Source organism: Acidovorax sp. 100 (genome assembly GCF_003688355.1).
Classification (GTDB): Bacteria; Pseudomonadota; Gammaproteobacteria; order Burkholderiales; family Burkholderiaceae_C; genus Acidovorax; species Acidovorax delafieldii.
This window is the reverse complement of record NZ_REFD01000001.1, coordinates 1,913,265-1,927,254: the sequence shown is the minus strand read 5'-3', so window position 1 is coordinate 1,927,254 and position 13,990 is coordinate 1,913,265. Positions and strand designations below refer to the sequence as shown.

Genomic DNA, 13,990 nt, shown 5'->3' with positions numbered 1-13,990 from the left:
CTTGATTGATAAGCACGAGCAGCTATGAAAACAGGAGTATTCATCCTCAAGGTCACGCCTCGTTCCCTGCGACGATGGACATGACAGCCATGCGTACCGCGATGCCGAAGGTCACCTGCGGCAGGATCACGCTCTGCTTGCCATCGACCACGGCGGAGTCGATCTCCACGCCACGGTTGATGGGGCCGGGGTGCATGACGATGGCGTCGGGCTTGGCCAGTTGCAGCTTTTCCTGCGTGAGGCCGAAGCTCTTGAAATACTCTTGGCTGGAAGGCAGCAGCGCACCGCTCATGCGCTCGTTCTGCAGGCGCAGCATGATGACCACGTCGGCATCCTTGATGCCTTCTTCAAGCGTGTGGCACACCCGCACGCCCATTTGCGCCATGTCCGACGGCACCAGGGTGCGCGGACCCACCACACGCACTTCGGCGCAGCCCAAGGTGGTCAGGCCGTGGATGTCCGAGCGCGCCACGCGCGAGTGCAGCACGTCGCCCACAATGGCCACGGTGAGGTTGCTGAAGTCCTTTTTGTAGTGACGGATGGTGTACATGTCCAGCAGCCCCTGCGTGGGGTGGGCATGCCGTCCGTCGCCGGCGTTGATCACGTGCACATGCGGCGCCACGTGCTGCGCGATGAGGTAAGGCGCGCCGGACTCGCTGTGCCGCACCACGAACAGGTCGGCGGCCATCGCGCTCAGGTTGGCGATGGTGTCGAGCAGCGACTCGCCCTTGCTGGCCGAGCTGCGCGCGATGTCCAGGTTGATCACGTCGGCCGACAGGCGCTTGGCCGCGATCTCGAACGTGGTGCGCGTACGCGTACTGTTCTCGAAGAACAGGTTGAACACACTCTTGCCGCGCAAGAGAGGCACCTTCTTGACTTCGCGGTCGTTGACGCTGACGAAGTTGGCGGCCGTGTCGAGGATGTGCGTGACGATGTCGCGCGGCAGGCCCTCGATGGACAGCAGGTGGATGAGTTCGCCGTTGCCGTTGAGTTGGGGATTGCGCTTGTGCAGCACGGTCAGGCCTCTTTAGTCTTTGTCTTGGACTTGGAATTGGAAGGTGCCGCTGTCGCCACGCGCCAGGGCCAGCGAATGGGCGACCGGCAGGGCCACCCGGGCAGCAGCAAAGTCGGCCTGCACGGGCAGCTCGCGCCCGCCACGGTCCACCAGCACAGCCAGGCGCACGCTGGCGGGGCGGCCATAGTCGAACAGCTCGTTGAGCACGGCGCGGATGGTGCGGCCGGTGTAGAGCACGTCGTCGAGCACCAGCACGTCGGCGCCGTTCACGTCAAACGGCAGCACGGTCTGCGCACTGGCCGACAGGCCACGCTGGGCGAAGTCGTCGCGGTGCATCACCGATGACAACACACCGGCCGGGCCTTCCAGGCCCAGGTCTTTTTGCAGGCGCTCGGCCAGCCAGGCGCCGCCGGAGGCGATGCCCGCCAGGCGCGTGGTGGGGGTCAACATGCTGCGCACGCCGCGCAGCAGTTCGCGGTACAGCGCCTCGGCATCAAGCACCAGGCTGCCGGACATTCCGGGGGATGGGGTGGTCATGGGAGATTCCTCAAAAACTGTTCCAGGATGATGCAGGCCGAGGCCGCGTCGGCATCCTTGGCACCACCTGCAATGGCTTCGGTGGTGCTGTAGCGCTCGTCCACCTCGAACACCTGCAAGCCAAAGCGCCCGCGCAACTGGCGCCCGAACTTGAGAGCACGCGCGGTGTTTTCGTGGGCCGCACCGTCGGGGTGGTAGGGCACGCCGATCACCAGCGCATCGGGCTGCCATTCCTTGATGCGCTCGGCCACCTGGGCAAAACGGGCGTCGCCCTCGGCCTGGATGGTGCGCTGGGGTGTGGCGCTCTTGAGCATGCGGTTGCCCGAGGCCACGCCCGTGCGCTTGAGCCCAAAGTCAAAAGCAAGAAAGGTCTGGAAATGCGCAGGAACGGCTGGCGGCTGGATGGACTGAGCGGGCGCGCCAGTCATGCGTGCCCCGCCTCCGGCGACAGCATCCAGGCCTGCAAGCCCAGAAGCGACAGGGCCCGGTCGTACCGCTCGGGCACGGGCGTGTCGAAGATCACCGACAGATCGGCGGCCACCGTGAGCCAGGCGTTCTCGGCAAGCTCAGACTCCAACTGACCCTCGCCCCAGGACGAATATCCCAGCGTGATGAGCACGCGGCGGGGACCTGCGCCAGTGGAAAGGGCTTCGAGCACGTCCTTGGAGGTGGTCATCTCCAGGCCACCGGGGATGGTCATGGTGGAGGCGTAGGCCGACTCGTCGGTTTCCCCCTTGTCCATGAGCATGGGTTCGTGCAGCACAAATCCGCGCTCGGTCTGCACCGGGCCGCCCTGAAAAACGGGCTCTTTGGTGAGGTCCTCGCGGCGCAGCGACAGGTCCACCTTGTCAAACAGGCCCTTGAGGGTGATATCGGTGGGCTTGTTGATGATGAGGCCAAGCGCACCGCGTTCGCTGTGCTCACACAGATAGACGACGCTGCGCGCAAAAGACTCATCTTCCAGGCCGGGCATCGCGATCAGGAAGTGATGCGTCAGGTTGATGGGCGCAGAATCGAAAGACATCCCGCAATTTTAACGGTGAACATGCCCCCCTCCCCCGAGCCCACTTACTCCCGTGGCCTGGTCTGGTTCCGCCGCGACCTGCGTGCCCACGACCAAGCGGCCCTGTACCACGCGCTGACGCGCTGCGAGCAGGTGTTCTGCGCTTTTGTCTTTGACAAGGACATTCTCGATGCCCTGCCCCGCGCCGACCGGCGGGTGGAGTTCATCCGCGAGTCGCTGGTGGAGCTGGACGACAGCTTGCGCGCGCTGTCGCCTCAGGGGCGGGGAGGCCTCATCGTGTGGCACGCGGTGGCCAGTGATGCCATTCCGGCACTGGCCAACGCCCTGGACGTGCAGGCGGTCTTTGCCAACCACGATGACGAACCCCAGGCGCTGGACCGCGACCGCCTGGTGCGCACGCGCCTGGCGGCTGCAGGCAAGGCCTTCCACACGTTCAAGGACCATACCCTGCTGGAGCGCAGCGAGGTGCTGACGCAGACCGGCAACCCGTACAGCGTGTTCACGCCGTACAAGAATGCCTGGCTCAAGAAGATCGATGAGTTCCAGCTCAAGAGCTATCCGGTGGAGCGCCACGCCCACCATTTGGCGGCGCGCCCAGAGGCTCATTGCCAGCCTGCGCCCACCTTGCAGGACCTCGGGTTTGAGCCCACAGCGCTGCCCCAGCTGCGCCTGCCCACCGGCGCCCAGGGCGCACAGCAGTTATTCGACGATTTTCTCGGCCGCATCGAGCGGTATGAGGACACGCGCAACTTTCCAGCGGTGAAAGGGCCCAGCTACCTGAGCGTGCACCTGCGTTTTGGCACCATCTCGCCGCGCTTGCTGGCGCGCACGGCGCACAGCCTGATGCTGGAGGGCAATCCGGGCGCCACGACCTGGCTCAGCGAACTGATCTGGCGGGACTTCTACTTCCAGATCCTGCACCACCACCCGCATGTGGTGGGCCAGAGTTTCAAACCGGCCTACGACGCCATCGCCTGGGAGACCGGCCCCGGGGCCGATGCCCTGTTTGCCGCCTGGTGCGAGGGCCGCACCGGCTACCCGCTGGTGGATGCCGCCATGGCGCAGATCAACCAGACGGGCTACATGCACAACCGCCTGCGCATGGTGGTGGCAAGCTTTCTGGTGAAGGACTTGGGGCTGGACTGGCGCCGCGGCGAGGCCTACTTTGCCACGCTCCTCAATGACTTCGACCTGGCCGCCAACAACGGTGGCTGGCAGTGGGCCAGCTCCAGCGGGTGTGATGCCCAGCCCTATTTCCGCATCTTCAACCCGGTGAGCCAGAGCGAGAAGTTCGACCCGGAGGGCAAGTTCATCCGCCGTTACCTACCCCAGCTCGCAGCGCTCCCCACCAAGGCACTCCACGCCCCCTGGCTGGCGCGCCCGCTGGAGTTGCAGGAAGCGGGCGTGCGCCTGGGAGACACCTACCCCTTGCCCGTGGTGGAGCACGATGCCGCAAGGCAACGCACGTTGGAGCGGTACGCCGTGGTGAAGACGGCTGCAGGGTGACAACACACGGACTCACAGACTCAAGCAGGTCGCCGAGGGCTAACGATGCGCCGTGGGCGGCGGGTCGTCCGGCGGGGGCTCCTCCGGCGCCATCTGCATGCTCTCACCGCCCAGCGAGGCACCGGCGGCCAGCCGCAGTCGCAAACGCACATCGGTGCGGTTGTCGGCGTTAGCGATGGCTTCTTCGGGCGATATCGTGCCCGCCTCCACCATGCCCAGCAGTGACTGATCAAAACTCCACATGCCCTGCTCGCCACTGCGGGTGATGGCGGTCTTGAGTTCGTCGATCTGCCCCTTCTGGATCAGTTCGGCCACATAGGGCGTGAGCAGCATGATCTCGGTGGCAGGCACCAAGTGGCCCGAAAGGCCCGGCACCAGGCGTTGCGCCACCACCGCCCGCAGGTTGAGGGACAGGTCCATGAGCAGCTGGCGGTGGGCGTCCTCGGGGAAAAAATTCACGATGCGCTGCACCGCCTGGTTGGCATTGTTGGCGTGCAGGGTGGACACACACAGATGGCCGGACTCAGCGTAGTGCAGTGCGTGCTGCATGGTGGCCCGGTCGCGGATCTCGCCGATCATGATCACGTTGGGCGCCTCGCGCATGGCACGGCGCAGCGCCTCGTCATACGACAGGGTGTCGAGACCCACCTCGCGCTGCGTCACCAGGGATTTTTTGTGGCTGTGCAGGTATTCGATGGGGTCTTCTACCGTGAGGATGTGCCCGCCAGTGTGCGTGTTGCGATGGTCCAGCAATGCGGCCAGCGTGGTGGTCTTGCCCGAACCTGCGGAGCCCACCGTCAAGACCAGCCCCCCTTTGAGAAACGCCAGCCGCTGGAGGACGGGCGGCAACCCCAGCTCTTCCAGCGTCGGGATCCGCGCTATCACATGGCGGATCACCATGCCGACCTGCCCCCGCTGCATGTGCACGTTCACGCGAAAGCGCTCCCCGTCAGCGGTCTGCAGCGAGAGGTCGCACTCCATCGTGGTCTCGAACTCCTTGCGCTGGGCCTCGCGCAATATGGAATAGGCCATATGCCGCACATCATCGGCCACCAGGACTTGCTGTGTGATGGGGACAAAGGCACCCTGCCGCTTGATCGTGGGCGCAGCACCCGCCAGCAAAAACAGGTCCGAAGCCCGCTCGCGCGCTACCAGGGCCAGGCAGGCCAGCAGCCGGGGATCGGGGGAAGGGGATGGTGCCAGCGGGTCCATCACGGTGACACGGTCCGCCCTATCGATGCACAGGGCACCACAAGGCAAGGCGATAAGAGAGCACTCCCGACCCAGGCTAACTCGCAGGGTCGGGAGTGGGCCAGCATCGTGTCAGGCCTCAGCCGCTGCAGCGATGCGGGCGTAGTGCTGGATCAGACTCAGCAGTTCTTCGTCCGAATATGGCTTGCCCAGGTAATGGTTCACACCCAGCTCCATCGCGTGCTCGCGGTGCTTTTCAGCAATCCGCGAGGTGATCATGATGATGGGCAGATCACGCAAGGCACCGTCTGCACGGATGTTGCGCGCCAGATCGAAGCCGTCCATGCGCGGCATTTCGATGTCGGACAGAACCACCGTCGGGCGCTCCTCCTGCAGACGCTCCAGCGCCTGCAGGCCATCGGCCGCCAGGGCCACACGGTAGCCTTCGCGCTGCAGCAGACGCTGCGTCACGCGGCGCACGGTGATGGAGTCGTCCACCACCAGCACCAGCGGCACCTGGCTCGGTCCCGACAACTGTTGAGACACCACGGCTTTGCCCGTACCGCCGGCAGCGGGGGTGTCGGGTGCTGGCGCCATGTCGGCACTGGCTGCGCGCACCTGGTCGCCATACACCGTGGCCAAGGCCACCGGGTTGTAGATCAGCACCACCGCACCCGATGCCAGCACGGACATGCCCGCCAGACCTGGCAGACGGGACAGCTGCGGCCCCAGGTTCTTCACCACGACTTCCTGGTTGCCCAGCACTTCGTCCACGTGCATGGCCACGCGCTGGGCAGCGCTTCGGAAGATCACCACCGGGCGGGTCTTGCCCGCTGGCTCGGTGCTGCGGGTGGACGACTGCAGCAGGGCTCCTGACCAGAAGAACGGAATTTTCTCCATGCCGTCGTCAAACACGCCGGTACGGTAAGCCTCTGCCAAGTCAGGGGCCGAGGTGCGGCGGACGATCTCGACCACGTTGGCCGGAACGCCGATCGCCAGGTCACCCGAGCGCAGCATCACCACCTGCGTCACTGCGGTGGTCAACGGCAGCACCATGCGGAATGCCGCGCCCTTGCCCGCCTCGGTGGAGGTTTCGATGCGGCCGCCCAGTGCATTGATCTCAGCACGCACCACGTCCATGCCGATGCCCCGCCCTGCCAGACCAGTCACTTCGGAGGCCGTCGAGAAGCCTGGCATGAAGATCAGGTTGGCCGCATCCGCATCGCTCAGCTCCACGCCGGGCTCCACGATGCCCTGAGACACGGCCTTTTCGCGAATGCGCGGCAGGTTCAGACCCGCTCCGTCATCGCGGAACTCGACCGATACGTCATTGCCTTCGTGGTGCAGATCCACCGTGATGGTGCCCGACGCCGGCTTGCCGGCCGCCGTGCGCACTTCAGGCTCTTCAATGCCGTGGGCCACGCAATTGCGCAACAAATGTTCGAAGGCGGGCGTCATGCGGTCCAGCACGCCACGGTCCATTTCGATGGAGCCGCCGGTGATGTCCAGCTTGATCTGCTTGCCGGTTTCCTTGGAGGCCTGGCGCACCACCGCGTATAAGCGCTCGGCAATCCCCTCGAACTCCACCATACGTGTGCGCAGCAGATCGCGTTGCAGCTCACGCGCCTGGCGACCTTGGGCAATCAAGTCATCTTCAGCGCCTTCCATGGCGCGTTGCAGATTGCGCTGCACCGTGGCCACGTCGTTGACCGACTCGGCCATCATGCGGGTCAACTCCTGCACCCGTGTGAAGCGGTCGAACTCCAGCGGATCGAAGCCCGCAGCAGAGTCCTTGGACAGCGCCAGGCGCGACTGCATCTGGGATTCGGCCTGCACCTCGATGTCGCGCAACTGCTGGCGCAAGCGGTCCAGATTGCCCGACAGATCGGTGAGTGAGCTGCGGAACTGGCCCAGGCGCGCGTCCAGACGCGAACGGCTGATCATCACCTCGCCCGCCTGGTTGACCAGGCGGTCCAGCAGCTGTGCACGCACGCGCACCGACTGGTTGGCTGCCACCCGCAGGGGCGCCAGCTGGGACGGTCCGGGCAGGCGTACGGCCGGAGCCGTTATCGCCAGCGGCTTGGCAGAAGATGCTGCCGCCGAGGGGACGGAGGCTTCGGCCGCATCCGCCACATTGGCACGCAAGGCCGGTGTGGCTTCGACCGGCAGAGTAACCACTGCGTCGGAAGGCCCCTGACCAATGGCACGCAGCGCCTCGAAGTTGGCTTGCAGTCCATCGAAACTGCCTTGCAACGGCTCGATCTGGTCGGCCGTGACGGTTTCTGCGTCCAGCTGCTCGATCGCAGATTCCAGCCGGTGGGCCATTTCGCCCAGGCGCATCGCCCCGGCCAGTCGCGAACTGCCCTTGAGTGTGTGCAGGGCTCGCAATACTTCGCTGCGGGCGCTGAGGTTGTCGGGGCGCGACGCCCATTGGCGCAACGCACCACCGAGCTGGGGCAGCAACTCGGCCGCCTCTTCCTCGAAGATGGGGAACAGGTCAGGGTCGATGACGTCGATCGCATCGATGTCGTCGTCCGCGTCCGGGATCGAGGCAATGGCGTGCGCGATGGCATCGTCAATGTGCTGATCGTGGTCGTGGATGACTGCAGACAGCGCGGGCGCCACATGGCCCACCACGGGGGCAGGCACAGCCGGTGTAACAGCCTCAGGCTCTGCATCCACCACAGGCACCTCCGCCACCGGCTCAGGTGCCAACTCGGTCGCAGCAACTTCTGACGCTTCCTGCTCTGCGGCGTCGAGGTAGGCCTGCGCATCTTCCTCGGGTGGAGACTGGGTGCTGACCACCTCGGTTTCCAGAATCTGGCGCAGCTGGGCCAGCACTTCCGGGCTGGGCTCTTTGAGGAACCCGGCAGCAAACTGGTGCAACAGGCGACGGATGTCTTCCGCTGCAGCCATGAACGCTGCCGCTTGCTCCTCGGTGCCACCCGACTGCAGCTGCACATGCTGCAGCGTGTGCTCCAGCACGCGGGCCATTTCGGACAGCGCGGTGAAGCCCACCGTGGCCGAACTGCCGGCGAGCGAGTGCGACAGGGCCACGGCCGTGTCAGGCAGCGGCTCATGCAGTTCCAGCGCCCATTCCTGCAAACAGGTCACCAAGCGGCGAGACCATTCATCGGCCTCATTCAGGTACACGTTGTACAGCGGGATACCGATGCGCAGCGTGTCGATGACCTTCACCGCATCGTCGCTGCCGCCTTCTTCCTGCGGCAGGGCATCGAGCAGATGCGCCACTTCTTGCGCGGGCTCCACTTCAGCGATCAGGTCGTCTGGCAACGCTTCGGAACCGGCCACAGCCACGTCCTCGGGGGCAGGTGCAAGCAGTTCGGCAGCCTCGGCCGACTCGGCCTCCAGCAGCTTCTCCAGCTCAGCCACGTCCAGGGCTTCCAGCCCATCCGAAGGAATGCGGGCCTCTGTATCCACCGCGTTTTGCGGTTCGGCGGCATCGAGCACCAGGTCTTCTGGTAGCAATAGTTCGTCGCCCAGGGCTCCTGCGGGCGCTTCCAGCGGCGCATCGACAGGTTCTGCATGATCCACTGCGGGCACAGGCGCTTCCGCAGTCACAGGCTCCAGGTCAGGCAGCTCCAGGTCGAGGACAAAGTCCACGCTGGACGGATCGACCACAGGTGCGGGTTCCTGGGCAGACTCGTTCAGTGCTGCGGTGAACACCGAGAAGTCGATCTCCTCGGCCACTTCCGGCGCACCGTTGGCGCTCTCGACGGGCTGTTCGGGCACATGCTCGGAAATCTCGGTGGCCTGGAAATCCGGCACTGTCAGTTCTTCGCTGAGCACATCGGCGGAGAGGGCATCCACCGGCTCTGCCGCGGCCTCGGAAAGCTCCGGCGCGGCCTGTGGTGCTTTAGGTTCGGGCGCCATACCGCCACCCGATGGCATCGCCAGCGGTACGAGCGTGCCATCCAGGCGCATGGCGTCTGCCGACCGGCGGAAGGACTCAGGGTCCCAGCCTGTCGCGCGGCCTGCGGCGATGTCGTCTGCCCAGCTGCTGAAAGCATGCAGTGCGTCGGTGGACAGCTGCAGCAAGCTCGGCTGCATGGGCTTTTGTTCGGCCAGCCAGACGTTGAGCACCTGCTCCATCGACCAGGCTGCTTCGCCAAAGTCGTTCAGCCCCACCATGCGCGAGCTGCCCTTGAGCGTATGGAACGCACGGCGCAGTGTGGTCTGCTCGCTCAGGTCACCAGGTTCACCCCGTAGCTGCTCAATGGCAGCCAGGCCGTTAACCACCACTTCGCGTGCCTCTTCGAGGAACACGTCGAGCAGTTCATCTTCGACATCGGGCGCTGGAGCAGGCGCAGGCGCCGGAGCGGCTGCTTCCAGCGGTACGGGCGCGGCAACGGCGGGAACGTCAAAGGAGATGTCCGGGGCCAGGCCTGCGGGCTCTGCCGCCACGCTGGCATCGGCTGCAGGGGCCGACTCAAAATCAGGGAACGGCGCAAAGTCCGTGGGCTCGCTGACAGGCTCCTGCACCGGAAAGCGAGGAATCACGTCTGGCACCAAGGTGGCAGAACGCTCTTCCAGCTTGGCAGGCGCTTCTTCCACAGCATCAGAGGCGCGCGCACGGGTTTTACCCATGAGGATGCGCAGCTCGCCCAGTTCTTCGTCGTACACAAAGAGCTTGCGCGCCATGGTGCGCTGATAGCTCAGCATGTCGATCAGGAAACCCAATGCGCCCAGGCTGTTACCCAGCTTTTCAAACGCGCTTTGGCGTTCTTCCTCGGGCACCTCGTTGATCAGCAGACGCTCCACCGTGTCGCGCATGCGGACCACAGCCAGTGATGCCTGGTCCAGCCCCAGCACCGACAGCACGCCGCGCATTTGCGCAAGATGCCCGGGCACGGTCGCCAGCACACCAGTGTCCTTCGGGTTGCGGAAAAACTGGTCCATGGCCTTTTCAGCCTCGCCCAGGGTCACCCGGAGCTCATCGACCACGCTGCCCATGGTCTGGTTGTCGCTGACCCTGCGGTACAGCTCTTCCATCCATTGTTCAAGGGGTTCGGGTTCGGCACCCGCCGTGACCGCATCCAGACGCTCTGCAAGACGGCTGGCGCGGGCTTCCATCTGTTCGTCTGCCGTGTCCAGTTCTTCAAAAGCTGCCTGCAGGTACAGCACGGAGGTAGCCACTTCCATCGCCAATGCGGGCGACGGGGGTTCGCCCGACCGGGTGGTTGAATCCAGGGCACGCGTCAGCGCCTGCGCCAGGTTCTCACTGCCCGGATGGAGCTTGCGCAGCGAATCGCACACCAGGCTGAACTGGTCTGCCGCTGGCTTGAGTTTGTTGCGGTCCCCACCCGCCAGGGCAGACCAGGTTTCCGTGGCCGAGGCAATGCGCTTGCGCGCCTGCGTCAACACCGCCGGGTCAAAACGTCCGAAGCGGGCAGTCTCGTAGTCCACCGGCTTGAAGCGGTCCAGCGCAAAGGCCTGACGGACAGCACGCAATGAGGGCGCTGCGTCCTCTGCCAGATCGGCCACCTTGGCCTGCGAGCAGAAGAACAGCAGGTCCTGCACCAGCCGGTCGGCGATCGTCGGATCGCCCTTGGCCAACGTGGCGTACTGCATGAGCACACGGGATGCCACGCGCTTGACGTACACATCTGGCGGCAAAAGGCCCGAGCCAAACGCATCGAAGAAACCCGCGCAAATTTTCCAGAACGCACGCGCCTGCCGATCTGTTTGTGCGGCCACAAAGCCCAGGCAGGTGTCGCGCAGGCTCAGGGCGGCCTTCAGGTCCCCCGACTTGACGATGCGCAGCACAGCTGCATCCAGCCGCGCCCGCGCCTCGGGACCGTAGGGCAGAGGTGGGCGCGACACCGCACCTTCGGGTTCACGGAAACGGCGCTCTACCGGCCACAAGTCAGCGGGATGAACACGGTCAGCGCCTGCCAATGCCTGAGCATCGCGGTACTGCGGAAACAGGGCCACGGGCGATACGGCTTTGCCCGCCAGCACGGTTTCCAGGTATTCGATCAGCGCAAAGCTGGCGCGCTCGATCACGGCGGCAGCGTCATCGCTGCAGGTCTCGGGGCGCTGAACAAACTTCTGCACCGCCGATTCCATGGACCGCAACACCAGCGCCGGAGGGCCCATGCCCACCATTTCCAGCGCACCACAGGCTTGGTGCAGTTGCTGGCGCGCAATGCGCAGGGGGCCAGCGTCCAGCGCCGCCAGATCGGACTCGCGTGCGACCTCGGCATCACGCACAAAGCGCCGCATCGCCTTGACAGCACCGTCCAGCGATTTGCGCAGCTCGTCAAGCACCCAAGCCAAAGGACCCAGGTCCTGATCTCCCTGGGTCCCGTCGGCGGCCGGTGCATTGTTGACATCAATAGATGACATGGATTCGTCCCCGGCTGCAATGAGCCAGCTGGTTGATGACTAACTGCTGCGTCAGGCGATCTTGAAACGTGCCACCGATTGGCGCAGTTCCTCGGCCATGTGCGAGAGCTCGCGCACCTGTTGCGCTGTGGTGCGGGTACCTTCACCCGTCTGCTCGGTCACGGCAAAAATGTGCTGGATGTTGTCGGCCACTTCGTTGGCCAGAACAGCTTCCCGGGAAGTCGAAGACGAAATCTGCTCAATCAGTTCGGCCAAACGGCGCGACACGCGGTCAATCTCGGTCAGCGCAGTACCAGCGCTGTCGGACAGGCGTGCCCCTTCCACCACACCCTGCGTGGAGCGCTCCATAGCGGCCACGGCATCCTGGGTATCGGTCTGAATGGCTTTCACCAGGGCAGAAATCTGGCGCGTCGCATCGGCCGAACGTTCAGCCAGACGCTGCACTTCTTCCGCCACCACCGAGAAGCCGCGACCGGCTTCACCGGCGGATGCAGCCTGGATGGCAGCGTTCAGGGCCAGCACGTTCGTCTGTTCGGTAATGTCAGAAATCAGCTCGGTAATTTCACCGATCTCCTGCGACGATTCACCCAGGCGCTTGATCCGCTTGGAGGTGTCCTGGATCTGGTCACGGATGGAGTTCATACCGCCGATGGCGTTCTGCACGGCCTGCAGACCCGAGTCCGCGGCTTGCAGCGACTGACGGGCCACCGTGGCGGACTCTTGCGCTTGTGTAGACACCTCGTTAATGCGGGTCGCCATGTCCAGAACGGAGCGGCCGGTTTCGCGGATTTCGCGCAGCTGCTCGGTCGATGCCGCCAGCAGTTCGGTCGAGGTGTTGTCCACCTGGGCAGTCGTCTGCGCCACGCGGGTCGCCGTGTTCTGCACGCTGCCCACCAGCTGGCGCAGCTCTTCCACCGTGTAGTTCACCGAGTCGGCAATGGCACCGGTGATGTCTTCCGTCACGGTGGCTTCTTGCGTCAGGTCACCTTCAGCGACCGACTGCAGTTCGTTCATCAAACGCAAAATGGCGGCCTGGTTGGCGTCGTTGACGCGCTTGGCTTCCTGCTCCTGGCGCTTGGCGTCGCGTTGCTGGTTTTCAGCCGCTGCCTGACGGCCACGGCTGTCCAGCAGCTGGACGCGCGAAATGCCGATACCGCACAGCAGCACGAACAAGCCTGCCAGCGCCAGAGCGGCGAACTGGCCAGCGCCCAGACCGGTCTGGGCGGACAGCTTGCTCTGCAGACCTTCCAGCTGGCGGCGCAGTGGCTCGCTGTCGGCAATGATGGCGGACTGTGCTTCGCGGGCAGACACCAGACCTTGCAGGTTGCCAAGAATCGCGCTGGCCTGGGTCCGGGTCTGTTCGTACAGCTTGATCAGCGCTTCCAGTTGTTCGCGGGTCTGCGCATCCTTGGTGGCCGACAGGCGCAACTCGGGGCTGCCTTCCAGCAGGCCCTGCGCGATTTCCTTGAAGGAGTTCAAGTCCTTGCCCAACAGGAACACGGCCTCAGGGCTCACGCCTTCCATCGTCTGGAACTCGTTGGCAGACTTGCCGATACGCTGGGTCAACATCACCAGCTGGCCTGCGGCGGAGATTTCGGCAGCGGGCGCATTTTGTTGCAGCTTGAGCGAGGAGACCGTTTCAGCGATTTCCAGCAGGTCGGACGACTGGCGGTTGATGGTGCGCAGAGCGTCACCCACCTGCGTCAGGATCTTTTGCTGACCCATCACCACGCTGGCGTTGCGCTCGGCGCGCTCCATCAGGGGATTGACGGCGTCCAGATCGGGCTTGAAGGGCTCACCCAGCGACTGCACACCCAGCTCGTTGTCACCGGCATTCAGGGCGCGCACGTTGCGGGCCAGCACGCCAGAGCTTTCCACCACGTCCGGGAAGGCCTGTGGGCTACCCACCAGCGCCTGCGACACCGACTTGGCAAGACGTTGCGACTGCATCAGCGACTGGCCGGTAGCAGCCAATTGCTGTGCGGAACGGTCGGCCTGCTGCAGCACCCAACCGGCGATCAGCGCCAGCACCACCACACCCACGGCCAGCAAGGCCAGCAGTCGGCGCTGATGGCCGGCAGCGGTCGAACGGCCCAGCAGGGGCAGGCTGATGAGGTCTTCTTCGGCCTCGGGTGCGGTCAACTCGGGCGTGTAGCCGTCGGGGTCGCCCTGGACGCTGTTCATGGCTTCGGCCTGGTAGGAGTCGCGCAGTTGCGAACCATCCAGAGCCCCCGTGGCCAGGAGATCCTGCCCATCGTCGGTCGCGCCGGTGGCTGCGCCGGTGTCAGGCGTGGCGGGTTTCCGGTTGAACAGTTTTCCAAATTGATTGACGACGGACATGGTGCAGC

8 protein-coding genes are annotated in these 13,990 nt (G+C 64.9%); 1 reads left to right on the top strand and 7 read right to left on the bottom strand.

Annotated elements, in window-relative coordinates; genetic code table 11:
* Positions 1–52: 52 nt before the first annotated feature.
* From C8C96_RS08965 to C8C96_RS08950, 4 genes are read right to left on the bottom strand one after another with little or no spacing between them, the layout of a single operon-like run.
* A complete protein-coding gene (locus C8C96_RS08965; protein WP_056066217.1) occupies positions 53–1,015 on the bottom strand; it encodes an aspartate carbamoyltransferase catalytic subunit in 963 nt (320 codons plus the stop codon).
* Between the two features lie 12 nt (positions 1,016–1,027).
* A complete protein-coding gene (gene pyrR / locus C8C96_RS08960) occupies positions 1,028–1,552 on the bottom strand; it encodes a bifunctional pyr operon transcriptional regulator/uracil phosphoribosyltransferase PyrR (protein ID WP_108497563.1) in 525 nt (174 codons plus the stop codon).
* Positions 1,549–1,980, bottom strand: coding sequence for a Holliday junction resolvase RuvX (ruvX, locus tag C8C96_RS08955; RefSeq protein WP_015015582.1), 432 nt, complete (start codon positions 1,978–1,980; stop codon positions 1,549–1,551). The genes pyrR and ruvX overlap by 4 nt, the downstream gene beginning before the upstream one ends.
* A complete protein-coding gene (locus tag C8C96_RS08950) occupies positions 1,977–2,576 on the bottom strand; it encodes a YqgE/AlgH family protein (protein ID WP_015015583.1) in 600 nt (199 codons plus the stop codon). Before C8C96_RS08950 ends, ruvX begins: the two co-directional genes overlap by 4 nt.
* A gap of 21 nt (positions 2,577–2,597) precedes the next feature.
* Here C8C96_RS08950 and C8C96_RS08945 point away from each other — a divergent pair, with 21 nt between their 5' ends.
* Positions 2,598–4,082: a deoxyribodipyrimidine photo-lyase gene (locus C8C96_RS08945; protein WP_199737529.1), complete on the top strand. Its 1,485-nt coding sequence runs from the start codon at positions 2,598–2,600 to the stop codon at positions 4,080–4,082.
* Between the two features lie 39 nt (positions 4,083–4,121).
* Here C8C96_RS08945 and C8C96_RS08940 read toward each other — a convergent pair whose 3' ends face one another.
* The 3 genes from C8C96_RS08940 to C8C96_RS08930 all read right to left on the bottom strand — a co-directional run bounded on the left by C8C96_RS08940 (position 4,122) and on the right by C8C96_RS08930 (position 13,982).
* Positions 4,122–5,294 (bottom strand): PilT/PilU family type 4a pilus ATPase, encoded by a 1,173-nt coding sequence (locus C8C96_RS08940; protein ID WP_121942082.1) that lies wholly within the window; start codon positions 5,292–5,294, stop codon positions 4,122–4,124.
* A gap of 111 nt (positions 5,295–5,405) precedes the next feature.
* Positions 5,406–11,642: an Hpt domain-containing protein gene (locus C8C96_RS08935; RefSeq protein WP_121942081.1), complete on the bottom strand. Its 6,237-nt coding sequence runs from the start codon at positions 11,640–11,642 to the stop codon at positions 5,406–5,408.
* A 51-nt stretch (positions 11,643–11,693) separates the two neighbouring features.
* Positions 11,694–13,982 (bottom strand): methyl-accepting chemotaxis protein, encoded by a 2,289-nt coding sequence (locus tag C8C96_RS08930; RefSeq protein WP_056746880.1) that lies wholly within the window; start codon positions 13,980–13,982, stop codon positions 11,694–11,696.
* Positions 13,983–13,990: the final 8 nt, after the last annotated feature.

Excerpts from the sequence above, each read along its gene's own strand:
- ruvX (WP_015015582.1), bottom strand. The coding sequence starts at position 1,980 with ATGACTGGCGCGCCCGCTCAGTCCATCCAGCCGCCAGCCGTTCCTGCG.
- C8C96_RS08945 (WP_199737529.1), top strand. The coding sequence starts at position 2,598 with ATGCCCCCCTCCCCCGAGCCCACTTACTCCCGTGGCCTGGTCTGGTTC.
- C8C96_RS08930 (WP_056746880.1), bottom strand. The coding sequence starts at position 13,982 with ATGTCCGTCGTCAATCAATTTGGAAAACTGTTCAACCGGAAACCCGCC.
- C8C96_RS08950 (WP_015015583.1), bottom strand. The coding sequence starts at position 2,576 with ATGTCTTTCGATTCTGCGCCCATCAACCTGACGCATCACTTCCTGATC.
- C8C96_RS08940 (WP_121942082.1), bottom strand. The coding sequence starts at position 5,294 with ATGGACCCGCTGGCACCATCCCCTTCCCCCGATCCCCGGCTGCTGGCC.
- C8C96_RS08935 (WP_121942081.1), bottom strand. The coding sequence starts at position 11,642 with ATGTCATCTATTGATGTCAACAATGCACCGGCCGCCGACGGGACCCAG.
- pyrR (WP_108497563.1), bottom strand. The coding sequence starts at position 1,552 with ATGACCACCCCATCCCCCGGAATGTCCGGCAGCCTGGTGCTTGATGCC.